The 14,471-nt window shown below is 68.2% G+C and carries 11 protein-coding genes; 10 read left to right on the top strand and 1 reads right to left on the bottom strand.

What is annotated here, in order from left to right; all coding sequences use genetic code 11:
- The first annotated feature begins 106 nt into the window (after positions 1-106).
- From ACVCMG_RS05945 to ACVCMG_RS05900, 10 genes are all read left to right on the top strand, one after another.
- Positions 107-1,423: an ABC transporter permease gene (locus ACVCMG_RS05945; protein WP_447100783.1), complete on the top strand. Its 1,317-nt coding sequence runs from the start codon at positions 107-109 to the stop codon at positions 1,421-1,423.
- 90 nt (positions 1,424-1,513) lie between these two features.
- Positions 1,514-2,770, top strand: a complete 1,257-nt coding sequence (locus ACVCMG_RS05940; protein ID WP_447115105.1) for an ABC transporter permease — start codon at positions 1,514-1,516, stop codon at positions 2,768-2,770.
- Positions 2,771-2,890: 120 nt separating this feature from the next.
- Positions 2,891-4,198, top strand: coding sequence for an ABC transporter permease (locus ACVCMG_RS05935; RefSeq protein ID WP_395116941.1), 1,308 nt, complete (start codon positions 2,891-2,893; stop codon positions 4,196-4,198).
- Positions 4,199-4,209: 11 nt separating this feature from the next.
- The gene (locus ACVCMG_RS05930) at positions 4,210-5,439 is read left to right on the top strand and encodes an ABC transporter permease (protein WP_447105742.1); all 1,230 of its coding nucleotides are present in this window, start codon (positions 4,210-4,212) and stop codon (positions 5,437-5,439) included.
- 117 nt (positions 5,440-5,556) lie between these two features.
- Positions 5,557-6,879, top strand: coding sequence for an ABC transporter permease (locus tag ACVCMG_RS05925; protein WP_447115104.1), 1,323 nt, complete (start codon positions 5,557-5,559; stop codon positions 6,877-6,879).
- Positions 6,880-6,965: 86 nt separating this feature from the next.
- Positions 6,966-8,177: an ABC transporter permease gene (locus ACVCMG_RS05920; RefSeq protein WP_447115103.1), complete on the top strand. Its 1,212-nt coding sequence runs from the start codon at positions 6,966-6,968 to the stop codon at positions 8,175-8,177.
- A gap of 180 nt (positions 8,178-8,357) precedes the next feature.
- Positions 8,358-10,184: a DUF885 domain-containing protein gene (locus ACVCMG_RS05915; RefSeq protein WP_447115102.1), complete on the top strand. Its 1,827-nt coding sequence runs from the start codon at positions 8,358-8,360 to the stop codon at positions 10,182-10,184.
- Between the two features lie 267 nt (positions 10,185-10,451).
- Positions 10,452-11,795 carry a sigma-54-dependent transcriptional regulator gene (locus ACVCMG_RS05910; protein WP_395116947.1) on the top strand — a complete coding sequence of 448 codons (1,344 nt, stop codon included), beginning with the start codon at positions 10,452-10,454 and terminating at the stop codon, positions 11,793-11,795.
- 65 nt (positions 11,796-11,860) lie between these two features.
- Positions 11,861-12,196, top strand: a complete 336-nt coding sequence (locus ACVCMG_RS05905) for a hypothetical protein (protein WP_395116949.1) — start codon at positions 11,861-11,863, stop codon at positions 12,194-12,196.
- A 70-nt stretch (positions 12,197-12,266) separates the two neighbouring features.
- Positions 12,267-13,685: a sensor histidine kinase gene (locus ACVCMG_RS05900; protein ID WP_447115101.1), complete on the top strand. Its 1,419-nt coding sequence runs from the start codon at positions 12,267-12,269 to the stop codon at positions 13,683-13,685.
- On the opposite strand, the gene phoU is transcribed toward ACVCMG_RS05900, so the two are convergent.
- Complete coding sequence (gene phoU, locus ACVCMG_RS05895) at positions 13,686-14,432, bottom strand: phosphate signaling complex protein PhoU (protein ID WP_395116953.1); 747 nt, start codon at positions 14,430-14,432, stop codon at positions 13,686-13,688. It abuts the gene before it with no gap.
- Positions 14,433-14,471 lie beyond the last annotated feature (39 nt).

Below are 14,471 nucleotides of genomic sequence, written 5' to 3'. Positions count from 1 at the left end.
AGGGGTGGGTGAGAGTACGGGCGGAGCGAAGTGTTCTCGTTCACGCCGAACCCTCACCCCAACCCCTCTCCCGACGGGAGAGGGGCTCAAACGACGGAGAGACAGAATGTTTGCCTACTACCTCGAACTGGCGATGCGCAGCCTGAAACGCAGCCCTGGCCTCACCATACTGATGGTGCTGGCGATCGGCTTCGGCGTGGCTGCGTCGATGACCTCGTGGTCGGTGTTCCGTGCGGTGTCGGGCGACCCGATTCCGTGGAAGTCGTCCAAACTCTTCGTGCCGCAGATCGACATGTGGGGGCCGAACGGCCGCAGTCCCGACGGCGAGCCGCCGAACGCGATGGACTACACCGACGCGGTCGCCCTGATGCGCGATCACCGCGCCAAGCGGCAGTCGGCGATGTACCAGATTTCGCCCTCGATCGTGCCGACCGACGCCAGCAAACATCCGCTCAACGTCAGCGGGCATGCCGTGTATGGCGAGTTCTTTCCGATGCTGGACGTGCCGTTCCGGTATGGCCGCGGCTGGAGCGCCAGCGACGACAGCAACCGCGCGCAGGTCGTGGTGATCAGCAGCAAGCTCAACCAGAAGCTGTTCGGCGGTATCGACAGCGTCGGCCGCATCGTCAATGTCGAAGGCCGCGATTACCGGGTGGTTGGCGTGCTCGACCAGTGGAACCCGCAGCCGCGCTTCTACGACGTGGTCAACAGCGGTGGCTTCTCCACCACCGACGCCGACGTGTTCCTGCCGTTCCAGACCGCGATCCAGACGGGCATCACCAACGACGGCAATACCAACTGCAACGCGGTGCCGGACGAACCGGGCTTCGTCGGCCTGCAGCATTCGCCCTGCGCGTGGATCGCGTTCATGGCCGAACTGGACGATGCCGCGGCGGTGACGGCGTATCGCGCCTATCTCGACGGCTATGCCAAGGATCAGCAGTCCGCCGGGCGCTTCCGCTGGGCGCCGAACAACCGTCTGCGCGACGTGCCGGCGTGGCTGGAAAACCAGCACGTGGTGCCCAGCGACACCAGGGTGTCGTTGCTGGTGGCACTCGGCCTGCTGCTGGTGTGCCTGGTCAATACGGTGGGCCTGCTGCTGGCCAAGTTCCTGCGCCGCAGCAGCGAGATCGGCGTGCGTCGCGCGCTCGGCGCGCCGCGTGCGGCGATCTACACGCAGTTCCTGGTCGAGGCAGGCATCGTCGGTGCGGCCGGCGGCGTGCTCGGCTTGCTGCTGACCGGCGCCGGCGTGGCCAGCGTGGGCTGGGTGTTGCCGCGCGACATCGCCTCGCTGGCGCGGATCGACGTGTCGCTGCTGGTGCTGACCCTGCTGGTGGCGGTGGTCGCCACGATGCTGGCCGGCCTGTATCCCACCTATCGGGCTTCGCGGGTGCAGCCCGCCTGGCAACTGAAGAGCAACTGATGCGCTTTCCCTGCGCGAGAAAGCGGCCATCCATGGCCGCACTCCTCAAGAAAACCCGTTCCATTTGACGGTGCGACAAGGAACTACATCATGAAACTGCATCCCATCCTCGCCGCCCTGCGCAAGCACAAGGCCGGCACCGTGCTCATCTCGCTGCAGATCGCGCTGACCCTGGCGATCGTGTGCAATGCGATCTTCATCATCGGCCAGCGCATCGAGCGGGTGAACCGGCCTACCGGGCTGGACGAGAGCAACCTGTTCCTGGTCACCCAGCAATGGGTGGGCGCGCCCAGCGCCGACACCGCCGACGGCGTGGAGAAGCTCGACGCGATGCAGCGCGAGGATCTCGCCGCGTTGCGCAACCTGCCCGGCGTGACGTCGGTGGCGCCGATCAATTCGCTGCCGCTGCTCAACTCGTCGTGGACGGGCTCGATGTCGCCCGATCCGGGCGCCAAGCTCGGCGGCAAGGACAACACCCGCACGGCGTACTACTTCACCGACGACCAGGCGCTGGATACGTTGGGCCTGAAGCTGGTGGCCGGCCGCGCGTTCACCGCCGGCGACGTGCAGCACCAGGGCTTTCGCGACCAGCCGCCGCGTCCCATCGCGATCATCACCAAGGCGCTGGCCGACAAGCTGTTCCCGAACGGCGGCGCGGTGGGCAAGGTGATCTACAGCGACGGCAGCAATGCGCCGACCACCATCATCGGCGTGGTCGAGCGCATGCAGACGCCCGCCAGCGGCAGCTGGGGCAACGATTTCGCGTGGTACTCGACGCTGATCCCGACCCGGCTCGACGCCAACTTTGCCCGCTACGCCGTGCGTACGCGGCCGGGCCAGCTCGACACGGTGATGCGCGCGGTGACGCCGCTGCTGTACAAGGTCAATCCGCTGCGCGTGCTCGATGACGACAGCGTCAGGCCCTTCAGCGAGATCCGCGCCAAGGCGTATCGCGCCGACGTGGGCATGGCGATCCTGATGGGGGTGATCTGCCTGATCCTGGTCGCGGTCACTGCCGCCGGCATCGTGGGTCTGACCAGCTTCTGGGTCGGCCAGCGTCATCGCCAGATCGGCGTGCGCCGCGCGCTGGGCGCACGCAAGATCGACATCCTGCATTACTTCCAGATCGAGAACCTGCTGATTGCCGGCATCGGCGTACTGCTCGGCATCGCGCTGGCGATAGCCCTGAACCTGTGGCTGATGACGCGCTACGAGATGACCCGCCTGCCGGTGTCCTACGTGCTCGTCGGCGTGCTGGCCATGCTGGTGATCGGCCAGGCCGCCGTGTTCGTGCCCGCGCGGCGCGCGTCCAACGTGCCGCCGGTGTCGGCGACGCGGGCGGCGTGATTTGGGCCGGGAATGGGAAACAGGGAACAGGGAATCGGCAAGAGCAACCACCGGGCGCCACGGCTTTTCCCATTCTCGACTCCCCATTTCCTGTTCCCTCCTCCGAAGGAGACACCGAAGGTGCTTGCCTACTACCTCGACCTGGCCCTGCGCAGCCTCAAGCGCAATAAGGCGCTCACCGCGCTGATGGTGCTGGCGATCGCGCTGGGCATCGGTGCGTCGATGACCACGCTCACGGTGCTGCACGTGCTGTCGGGCGACCCGCTGCCGGGGCGCAGCGGCACGCTGTACTACCCGCAGATCGACCCGCGCGACAACAGTGGCCAGCTGCCCGGGGTCGAGCCGCCGGAGCAGGTCACCCTGATCGATGGCCTGAACCTGCTGCACGCCGGGCGCGCCGATCGCCAGGCGCTGATGACCGGCGGCTCCGTGCCGATCCAGCCCGACTCCTCGGCCGTGGACCCGTTCTACGTGGAGTCGCGTTACACCACTGCCGACTTCTTCCCGATGTTCGGCACGCGGTTTCGCTACGGCCGCGGCTGGAACGCCGCCGACGACGAGGCCAAGGCGCGCGAGGTGGTGATCAACGGCGAGCTCAACGAGCGCCTGTTCGGCGGCGCCGACAGCGTGGGCCGCAACCTGCGCATCGCCGACGCCAGCTTCCGCATCGTCGGCGTGCTCGACGACTGGGAGCCCAATCCGCACTTCTACGATCTCAACACCGGCTCCTACGGCCGTGCCGAGCAGGTATTCGTGCCGTTGCAGACGGCGCTGGACCTGAAGATGGAGCACAACGGCTCCAACGACTGCTGGGGCAGGGGCGCCGGTGGCGTGGGCCGGATCTACCCCTCGGAAAGCTGCGTGTGGCTGCAGTTCTGGGTGCAGCTGGACAGCTCGTCCAAGGCGGCCGACTACCAGCAGTTCCTGGTGCATTACTCGCAGGAGCAGAAGGCGCTGGGGCGTTTCGCGAAGGCGCCGAACGTGCGCCTGCGCAACGTGATGCAGTGGCTGGCCCATGAACGGGTGGTGCCCGACGACGTGCGCCTGCAGACCGGTCTGGCGTTCGGCTTCCTGCTGGTGTGCCTGGTCAACACGGTCGGGCTGATGCTGGCCAAGTTCATGCGGCGCGCCGGCGACCTCGGCGTGCGGCGCGCGCTGGGCGCCTCCAAACGCTCGCTGTTCGGACAACTGCTGGTCGAGTCCGGCGTGATCGGCGTGGTGGGCGGCGTGGGCGGCCTGCTGCTGGCGGGACTGGGCCTGTGGGTGGTGCGCCAGCGTCCCTCCAGCTATGCCGCGTTGGCGCACCTGGACGGCACGATGCTGCTGACCACCTTCGCGCTGGCGCTGGGTTCGACCCTGCTGGCCGGCATGCTGCCGGCGTGGCGCGCCTGCCAGGTGCCGCCGGCCCTGCAGCTCAAGAGCAACTGAGGGTTACCGACATGGAACTGCGACCGATCCTCTCCACGCTGCGGCGGCACAAGACCACCGCCTGGCTGCTGATCCTGGAGATCGCGCTGACCTGCGCGATCGTGTGCAACGCGGTGTTCATGATCAACCACCGCCTGCAGCACATGGAGATGCCCACCGGCATCGACGAACATGCGCTGGTGCAGATCCAGCTGGCCGAGGTGACGCCATCGCCGGACATCTACGCGCGGGCAAGGGAGGATCTTGCCGTGATCCGGCAAGTGCCCGGCGTGCTGGACGTGGCGCTGGTCAACCAGTTGCCGCTGGGCGGCTCCTCGTCCAATGCCAGCATCAAGCTGGACCCGGAGCAACGCCAGCCGACCCTCAGCGCCGGCACCTATTTCGGCGGGAACCTGGCGCAGACGATGGGTCTGCGCCTGCTGGCGGGGCGCCACCTGCAGCCCGAAGAGGTGCTCGACGCCGACGTGGTGCTCAAGGCGCTGGCCACCGGCGACACCAAGGTCATCGCACCGGTCACGGTCATCACGCAGGCCATGGCGCAACGGCTGTGGCCGGGCGCCGACGCGCTCGGCAAGACGATCTACGTCGGCCCGGTCGGCGTGCGCGTGGTCGGCGTGGTCGCCGACCTGGCGCGCGCCAATGCCTACGATGACGCGACCGCGCACTACTCGATGATCCTGCCGATGTTCATGGGCGCCGGCAAGGACCAGAGCTACCTGATCCGCACGCGCCCGCAGGATCGCCAGGCCGTGCTGAAAGCCGCCGTGGCGGCGCTGAAGAAAGCCGACCCGCGGCGGGTGGTGACCGAGCAGCGCACCTACGACGAAGTGCGCGACAAGTTCTTCGAGAACGACCGCTCGATGGCCGGCATCCTGGTGGGCGCGATCGCCGCGCTGCTGATCGTCACCGCGCTGGGCATCGTCGGCCTGGCCAGTTTCTGGGTGGCGCAACGCCGGCGCACCATCGGCGTGCGCCGCGCGCTGGGCGCAACGCGCCGCAACATCCTCAACTATTTCCAGACCGAGAACCTGCTGCTGGCCACGATCGGCATCGTGCTCGGCATGGTGCTCGCCTACGCCATCAACCTGTTCCTGATGCTGCACTACGAGCTGCCGCGATTGCCGGCGATCTATTTCCCGGTGGGCGCGATCGCGCTGTGGCTGATCGGCCAGCTCGCCGTGCTCGGTCCGGCGCTGCGCGCCGCGGCGGTGCCGCCTGTCGTGGCAACGAGGTCGGTGTGACGCAGGAGCCCGCTCGCGGGCGATGCCCTTGATTTGATCTGCGTCGCGCATTTGAGCAGGAGCATCGCCCGCGAGCGGGCTCCTGCGAAAGAACGAGTCAACAGGAGTAATTCGGACGTGTTCACCTATTACCTCGATCTCGCCCTGCGCAGCCTCAAGCGCAACAAGGTGCTCACCGCGCTGATGGTCATCGCCATCGCGGTGGGCATCGGCGCCAGCATGACCACGTTGACGGTGATGCATCTGCTCTCCGGCGACCCGGTGCCCACGCGCAGCGGCACGCTGTTCTATCCGCAGGTGGACGGCAACCCGACGCCCGGCGATTTCAAGCAGCCGCTGGACGTGATGGATTACCAGTCGGCAGTGGACCTGTGGGGCGCGCATCGGGCCGATGCCCAGACGCTGGTGGTGGACAGCCCGGTGCGGCTGAGCGCGCCGGGGGTCAACCTGCCGACCTTGATGCCGAGCATGCTGTCCACCACCAGCGACTTCTTCCCGATGTTCGACGTGCCGTTCCGCTACGGCAGCGGCTGGAGCGCGGATGACGATGCCCGGCACGCGCGGGTGGCGGTGATCTCCGACGATCTCAACCACAAGCTGTTCGGCGGCCGCGACAGTGTCGGCCAGGTGCTGCGCCTGCGCGACACGGACGTGCGCATCGTTGGCGTGCTGCGTCCATGGCGCCCGTCGCCGGTGTTCTACACCGTGGCCGGCGGCCGCTTTGCCAATGGCGACACCGCGGACTTCTACGGCAAGACGCAGGACGTGTTCACGCCGTTCTTCACCGGTCTCGAACTCAACGACGGCAACTTCCAGCAGTTCACCTGCTGGCACATGCCCGAGCGGCCCGGCCATCTGCAGAACTCGCCGTGTGCCTGGGTGCGCCTGTGGGTGCAGCTTGGCGACGCCGGCAAGGTCACCGCGTACAAGCAGTTCCTGGATGGCTACGCGGCGCAGCAGGCTGCGCTGGGACGCATCGTGCGGCCGCAGAACACGCGCCTGCGCAGCCTGATGCAATGGCTGGACTACAACGGCGTGGTGCCCGGCGACGTGCGGCTGCAGACCTGGCTGGCGTTTGCGTTTCTCGCCATCTGCCTGTTCAACATGATCGGCCTGCTGCTGGCGAAGTTCCTGCGCCGCAGCGGCGAGATCGGCGTGCGCCGCGCGCTCGGCGCCAGCCGCGGCGCGGTGTTCGCGCAATGCCTGGTGGAGGCCGGGCTGGTCGGCCTGATCGGCGGCATCGGTGGCCTGGGCCTGACCCTGCTCGGCCTGTGGCTGGTTCGCCGGCAGCCGGTGGCGTACGCCGATCTGGCGCACCTGGACGTGTCGATGTTCGTCGCCACCTTCGTCACCGCGATCGCCGCCAGCCTGCTGGCCGGGGTCCTGCCGGCGTTCCGCGCCAGCCGGGTGGCGCCGGGCCTTCAGCTAAAGACTTTGTAGTGCGCTGTTCCTGCGCAGGAGCCCGGCCATTCCTGGCCGGACATCTCAGACAGGCACCGTTTTCACCAGGCATCAGGTAACGAGACATGCAGATTCGACCCATCCTCGCCGCGTTGCGCCGCCATCGCATGGCCACCGTGCTGATCGCGCTGGAGATCGCGCTGGCCTGCGCGGTGCTGTGCAACGCCTGTTTCCTGATCGCCGGCCGGATCGACGCGATCCAGGTCGACAGCGGCGTCGACGAGGCCTCGCTGGCGACGGTGCAACTGGCCGGCTACGAGAACGCGCACGCGGTCGACCTCAACGCCCGGGTGCTGGCCGGGCTGGGCAGCATTGCGGGCGTGCAGTCGGTGAGCCTGCTCAACTCCATCCCGTTCGGCGCGCGCCGCGGCACCGCGGGCATCACCACGGACATGGCCGGCAAGCACTTCGGCGGCGTGGTCGAGTTCTACGTCGGTGGCCCGGGCAGCCTTTCGGCGTTGGGCACGCGGCTGGTTGCCGGGCGCAATCCGCAGCCCGACGATTTCCGTCCGTTCACCGCCTTGATGCCGGACGACGCCTCGGTACAGGTGACGCGGGCACTGGCCGAGCACCTGTGGCCGGGCGCCGATCCGCTGGGCAAGGAATTCTGGCTGGACAAGTCGCACTTTCGCGTGGTCGGCGTGATCGATCACCTGGTGCGACCCGACCCGGGCGGCTGGCCGGGCGACAGCCGCGACTGGTCGGTGTTCGTGCCGGCGCAGTCGAGTGTCTATCTCTCCGGCAGCTACCTGCTGCGCGCCGCGCCGACGGACCTGCCGCGGGTGTTGCGCGATGCCCGCGCCGCGATCGCGAAGATCGCCCCGGATGCCGTGCTCGACCAGGACGGCACGCAGACCGTCAGCGACCTGCGCACCCGCAGTTTCCAGAAGGACCGCGCGATGATCGGCATGCTGGTGGGCGTGATCGTGGCGCTGCTGCTGGTCACCGCCCTGGGCATCGTCGGCCTGGCCAGTTTCTGGGTGGCGCAGCGGCGCCGGCAGATCGGCATCCGCCGCGCCATCGGCGCCACCCGCCGCGACATCCTGCACTACTTCCAGACCGAGAACTTCCTGATCGTCAGCTTCGGCATCGTGCTGGGCATGGTGCTGGCCTATGCACTCAATCTGTTGCTGATGACGCACTACGAACTGCCGCGCCTGCCGCTGGCCTACCTGCCGATCGGCGCCGTCGCACTGTGGCTGCTCGGCCAGCTCGCCGTGCTCGGTCCTGCGCTGCGCGCCGCGGCCGTGCCGCCGGTGGTGGCGACGAGGGGGTAGCGGTGCCGGGAATGGAGGGTCGGCAATGGGAAACGGGAAAGACCAGAGCGTGAAGCGTCACGGCCTTGCGATTCCCCGATTCCCCCTTCCCGGCTCCGTGCATTCCGGCACGGGCTGACCGCCCCTCGACGCGATCACAATCCACCGTATCGATTCACCACGACCCAAAGGACGCTGCCGATGAAAACCCTGCCGTTGTTGATCTGTCTGGCCCTCGCGGGCTCGGTGACCCTGGCCGCTCCGCTGCAGGCGGCGCCCGCGGCGCAGTCCGTCGCCAAGGGCGACGTGGCCACTCGCGTGCAGGCGCTCAACGCGCTGCTGGCGGAGCAATGGGAGTACACGCTGAAGAACAGCCCCGAGTTCGCCACCATCCTGGGCGACTTGCGCTACAACGATCATTGGAGCGATGTCTCGCTGGCGCACATGCGCGCGGACCATCAGGCGACGCAGGATTTCCTCAAGCGCTTCGAGGCGATCGACACCAGCGGTTTTCCCGACAGCGACAAGCTCAACCAGCAGTTGATGGTGCGCCAGCTGAAGGATTCGCTGCGTTCCTACGACCTCAAGCTCTACGAGATGCCGCTGGACCAGATGAGCGGCGTGCACATCGCGCTGGCCGGCTTCGTCAGCTCGATCCCGTTCAACAGCACCAGGGAATACGACGACTACCTGGCGCGCCTGAAGGCAGTGCCGAAGCTGTTCGACCAGGTCACCGCGGTGGCGCGGCAGGGCATGGCCGACAAGATGATGCCGCCGAAGTACCTGCTGGAAAAAGTGGTCAAGCAGATCGCCAGCATCGAGCAGCCGGCCGGCATGGACAGCGTGTTCGCCGAGCCGCTGAAGCATTTTCCCAAGTCGGTCTCGGCGGCCGACCAGAAGCGCCTGCATGACGCCATCGTCGCCGCGATCGACCACGACGTGCGCCCGGCCTACGCAAAGCTGGGCAAGTTCGTGGCCGACGACTACGCCCCGCACGGGCGCAGCCAGCCCGGCGTGTGGGATCTGCCCAACGGCGAGGCGATCTACCGCTTCCAGGTCGAGCAGATGACCACTACCAGGGAAACCCCGCAGCAGATCCACGAGATCGGCCTGGCCGAGGTCAAGCGCATCGAGGGCGAGATGACGAAGATCGCCCACGCGCAGGGCTTCAAGGACCTGGCCAGTTTCCGCGCCTCGCTGAAGACCAACCCGAAGACGCACGCCACCTCGCGCGAGGACATCCTCAATCGCTATCGCGGCTACATCGCCGGCATGGAGCCGGAGCTGCCCAAACTGTTCGGGCGCCTGCCCAAGACCGAGGTGGTGGTCAAGCCGGTGGAGAAGTTCCGCGAGAAGGAGGCCGCGGCGGCCGAATACCATCAGGGCACGCCGGACGGCTCGCGGCCCGGGCAGATCTTCGTCAACACCGGCGATTTCGCCAACCGCAGCGTGCTGACCATCGAATCCACCGCCTACCACGAGGGCATCCCGGGCCATCACCTGCAGATCTCGATCGCGCAGAGCCTGCCCAAGCTGCCGCCGTTCCGCCAGCAGGCCGGCTACACCGCCTACGTCGAGGGCTGGGCGCTGTACGCCGAGCAGCTGGGCAAGGAGGTGGGCTTCTACAAGGACCCGCTGTCCGACTACGGCCGCCTGTCCGATGAGCTGCTGCGCGCCGATCGCCTGGTGCTCGACACCGGTGTGCACTACAAGCACTGGACGCGCCAGCAGATGGTCGATTTCTTCCACGCCCATTCCAGCGAGGACGAGCCGGACGTGCAGGCCGAGACCGACCGCTACATCACCTGGCCCGGGCAGGCGCTGGCGTACAAGACCGGCGAGCTGAAGATCCTGGCGTTGCGCGCGCGGGCCAAGCAGGCGTTGGGCGACCAGTTCGACATCCGCGCCTTCCACGACGAGATCCTCGGCGGCGGCGCGCTGCCGCTGGACGTGCTGGAGGACCGCGTCAACGACTGGATCGCCGCGGTGAAGGCCGGCAAGGCGCCGGCGCATCCGGCGGCGATCTGATTGGAAGGGCGCTTGTGCAAACCCCGTTTGTCCTGGGCGTAGGCCGAAGGCCGAAGTCGAAGGACGTTCCAGTGATGGCTTGGCTGCGTCGGTGGGCGCTTCGACTCCGCCCGCTGCGCGGGCTACGCTCGGCGGGAACGCAGGGGAGGTCTGAGTGGATTGCCGCCCCCGGTTCGCCGGGGCGGCAATCCGGTGCTTGAATAGTTCGTTAGTCATGGCAACCTTGCGGACACGAGCGGCATCCATGTCCGCATGTGCAGAAAACGAATGACCCGAACCGTACTCATCATCGACGACAATCCCGCCGTGGGCGAGGCGCTCTCGCTGGCGCTGTCGCTGCACGAGATCCTCCCGCTGACCGCGCTGACCCCGGAAGACGGCCTGGCCATGCTGGAGCGCGACACCGTCGACGTGGTGATCCAGGACATGAACTTCACCGCCGACACCACCTCGGGCGAGGAGGGCGTGGAGCTGTTCCGCGCCATCCGCGAGCGCCATCCCGACCTGCCGGTGATCCTGCTCACCGCCTGGACGCACCTGGAAACCGCGGTGGAGCTGGTCAAGGCCGGCGCGGCCGATTACCTGGCCAAGCCCTGGGACGACCACAAGCTGCTGGCCACGGTGGAGAACCTGCTGGAGTTGTCCGAATCCAGCCGCGAGCTGACCCGCAGCCGGCGCGAGCGGCGCCAGCGGCGCGAGCACCTGCGCAGCAAGTACGACCTCGACGGGCTGGTATTCGCTTCCGAGGCAATGGGGCGCACGCTCAACCTGGCCTGCCAGGTCGCCCGCTCCGACGTGCCGGTGCTGATCACCGGTCCCAACGGCACCGGGAAGGAGCGCATCGCGGCGATCGTGCACGCGAACTCCGCGGTGAAGCGCGGGCCGTTCGTGGCGGTCAATTGCGGCGCACTGCCGGGCGAGCTGATCGAAGCCGAGCTGTTCGGTGCCGAGGCCGGCGCCTATACCGGCGCCAACAAGGCGCGCGAGGGCCGCTTCGAGCTGGCCGACGGCGGGACCCTGTTCCTCGACGAGATCGGCAACCTGCCGCTGCCCGGCCAGATGAAGCTGCTGCGCGTGCTGGAAACCGGCCAGTTCGAGCGGCTCGGTTCGGGCAAGACGCGCCACGCCAAGGTGCGCGTGCTCAGCGCCACCAACGCCGACCTCAAGGCGATGATCCAGGCCGGTACCTTTCGCGAGGACCTGTACTACCGGCTCAACGTGATCGAGGTGAACCTGCCGCCGCTCACCGAGCGCACCGACGACATCCTGCCGCTGGCGGAATTCTTCCTCGACGGCCGCGCGGAACTGGGCGACGCCGCGCGCGAGGCGATGCAAAGCTATCCGTGGCCGGGCAACGTGCGCGAGCTGAAGAACGCGATCGAGCGCGCCGCCCTGCTGGCGGGCGGCAACCCGATCACGCCGGAGCTGCTCAACCTGCCGCAACATGCGGCAGCGAGCAACCGCAACCTGGACGAACCCAGCCGCGACGCCGTGGAGGACGCCTTGCAGCATGCCGGCGGCGTGGTCAGTCGCGCCGCGCAGCAGCTTGGCCTGTCGCGCCAGGCGCTGTATCGGCGGATGGAGCGCTACGGGCTGGCCACCTCGGGCTGACCGGAGCGGGCTTGCCGCCGCGCGTGCGGCGGACAAAGATGCGCGATCGAGAAGGGAGGTGTGCGATGAAGTTTCGAGGTCTGTTGATCCCTTGCGCGATGTTGCTGGCCGGCGCCGTGGCCGCGCAGTCGGCCGCGCCGCAGAGCGACTCCCGCGACGATCGCTGGGATGCCGCACCGCCGGCGGCCGGCTCGACGAATTACCGCAGCGTACCGGTGCTGCCCGGCAACGACGCCCATGGCGTGTTCCAGTTCAGGCAGGCGAAGCATCAGGGCCCCGCCTATGAGCCGCCGCCGCAGGCCAACGACAAGGCCGCCGTGATGGGCAAGTCGCGGCCGTGGCAGAACGGCCGGCCGCCACTCGATTGCGCGATGCATCCGAGGGCGCCGGGATGCCGCTGATGCGGTGGACGCGCGGGCCGGGGTCGGGGTCGGTGCCTGCCGCCGTGCGCAGCGGCCGGAGCGGCGCCCCATGTGGCAACTGCTGAACTCGCTGCGCGCGCGGCTGAGTCTGCTGCTGGTCGCCGCCGGCGTGGTCGGCGCACTGATCCTTGTCGGCGTCACCCGCTGGCCACTGCCGCAACTGCTCGCGTGGTTGCATGGCGGCGCGGCCGGCGCCGACGAGGCGGCATCGGCCGCGGTTGCCGCGACGCCGCCGCCGCAGGATGTCTACATCGCACTGGCCGTGGGGCTGGTGTTGCTGATGCTGGCCGCGATCTGGCTGGCCGGGCGCGCGCTGGACCCGGTGAGCCGTCTGCTGCGGGCGCTGGAAGGCGCGGTGGCCAGTTGTCGCGACGGTGATTTCAGCTTCTCCATCGCAGCCAACCGCCGCGACGAACTGGGCAAGCTGATCCGCATGCACAACGAGCTGGGCCACACCTTGCGCGAGCAGCGCCAGCACCTGGCGCAACGCGAGCTGCTGCTGGACACGGTGGTGCAGAACACGCCGGTGGCGCTGGTGCTCACCGATGCCGCGGGCCGCGTGGCCTACGCCAACATCGCCTCAAGGCACCTGTTCAATGAGGGGCGCAGCCTGGCCGGGCTGGATTTCGCCGAACTGCTGGCAGAGGCGCCGCAGGTGCTGCGCCAGGCGGTGGAGAGCGGCGAGGATGCGCTGCTCACGGTGGACATGGACGGCAGCGACGAAACCTTCCACCTGTCGCAGCGTGCGTTCCGCCTGCAGGGGCGGCCGCATCGCCTGCATTCGTTCCGGCGCATGACGCGCGAGCTCTCGCGGCAGGAGGTGGCGACCTGGAAGCGGGTGATCCGGGTGATCAGCCACGAGCTCAACAACTCGCTGGCGCCGATCTCCTCGCTGGCGCACTCTGGCGCGGAGCTGGCGCGGCGCGGCGACGTCGATCGCCTGCCCAGCGTGTTCGCCACCATCGGCGAACGTGCCCGCCACCTGCACGGCTTCATCGCCGGCTATGCCAGCTTCGCCAAGCTGCCGACACCGCGACCGGTCGCGGTGGAGTGGGCGGCCTTTCTGGAAGGCCTGTCGCTGCACTGCCGCTATCGTCTGGCCTCGGCCGTTCCGGAGCGGCCGGGCTGGTTCGACGCCGCGCAGGTCGAGCAGGTGTTGATCAACCTCATCAAGAACGCGCACGAAGCCGGCGGCCCGGACGACGAGGTCACGCTGTCGATCCACGATGTCGGCGCCGAGATGCGCGTGGAGGTGGCCGACCGTGGCCCGGGCATGAGCGAAACCGTGCTGGCGCAGGCGCTGCTGCCGTTCTATTCGACCAAGCGCTCCGGCACCGGCCTGGGCCTGGCGCTGGCGCGCGAGATCGCCGAGGCGCACGGCGGGCGCGTGTTGCTGGCCAACCGCGAGGGCGGCGGCCTGCGCGTGACCTTGCTGTTGCCGACCGCCAAGGCGCCGCCGCGCGGCTGATCACGGGCGCGCGGGCTTGTCCCCCGATCCGGCCAGGCCGGAAAAGTCCGCGCTGGAGGTCTGGTCGAGTTTCCTGCGCTGCGATTGCAGCGGTTCGCCGGTGACCTGGAACCACACGTTCTCGGCGATGTTGGTGGCATGGTCGCCGATGCGCTCGATGTTCTTGGCCATGAACAGCAGGTGCGTGCACGGGGTGATGTTGCGCGGGTCTTCCATCATGTAGGTCAGCAGCTGGCGGAAGTAGCCGGTATAGGCCTCGTCCAGCACGGTGTCGTTCTTCCACACCGCGTGCGCGCGCTCGGCATCGCGCTCCTGGTAGGCCGCGAGCACCTCGCGCACGCCGGTGGCCGCCAGCCGCGCCAGGTGTTCCAGGCCCCTGGCCGGCTGCACCGGGGCCACCATCGACAGGGGGATCGAGCGTTTGGCCACGTTGGCGGCGTAATCGCCGATGCGCTCGATGTCGGCCGCCGTGCGCAGTGCCGCGAACACGTTGCGCAGGTCGCCGGCCATCGGCGCGCGCAATGCCAGCAGACGCACCACGTCGTGGCTGATGTCGTGCTCCATCTGGTCGATCGTGTCGTCGTTGTCGACCACGCGCTGGGCGGCGCGCTCGTCGCGCCGCTCGACCACGTCGATCGCCGCCTCCAGCTGTTTCACCGACAACTCGCCCATGCGCACGATCTCGGCGGTGAGCCGGCTCAGTTCGGTGTCGTAACTCTTGATGATGTGGTCTGTGCCAGTGCTCATGATGTGCCTCTGCTTGTTCCTTCTGCCTTTGGGAGAAGG

The sequence above is a fragment of the Rhodanobacter sp. UC4451_H18 genome, assembly GCF_052978225.1.
This window is presented reverse-complemented; position numbering and strand designations above follow the sequence as displayed.

Bases quoted from the DNA above. Each gene is read 5' to 3' on its own strand.
- ACVCMG_RS05945 (WP_447100783.1), top strand. From the start codon at position 107: ATGTTTGCCTACTACCTCGAACTGGCGATGCGCAGCCTGAAACGCAGC.
- ACVCMG_RS05940 (WP_447115105.1), top strand. From the start codon at position 1,514: ATGAAACTGCATCCCATCCTCGCCGCCCTGCGCAAGCACAAGGCCGGC.
- ACVCMG_RS05930 (WP_447105742.1), top strand. From the start codon at position 4,210: ATGGAACTGCGACCGATCCTCTCCACGCTGCGGCGGCACAAGACCACC.
- ACVCMG_RS05920 (WP_447115103.1), top strand. From the start codon at position 6,966: ATGCAGATTCGACCCATCCTCGCCGCGTTGCGCCGCCATCGCATGGCC.
- ACVCMG_RS05915 (WP_447115102.1), top strand. From the start codon at position 8,358: ATGAAAACCCTGCCGTTGTTGATCTGTCTGGCCCTCGCGGGCTCGGTG.
- ACVCMG_RS05910 (WP_395116947.1), top strand. From the start codon at position 10,452: ATGACCCGAACCGTACTCATCATCGACGACAATCCCGCCGTGGGCGAG.
- ACVCMG_RS05905 (WP_395116949.1), top strand. From the start codon at position 11,861: ATGAAGTTTCGAGGTCTGTTGATCCCTTGCGCGATGTTGCTGGCCGGC.
- ACVCMG_RS05900 (WP_447115101.1), top strand. From the start codon at position 12,267: ATGTGGCAACTGCTGAACTCGCTGCGCGCGCGGCTGAGTCTGCTGCTG.
- phoU (WP_395116953.1), bottom strand. From the start codon at position 14,432: ATGAGCACTGGCACAGACCACATCATCAAGAGTTACGACACCGAACTG.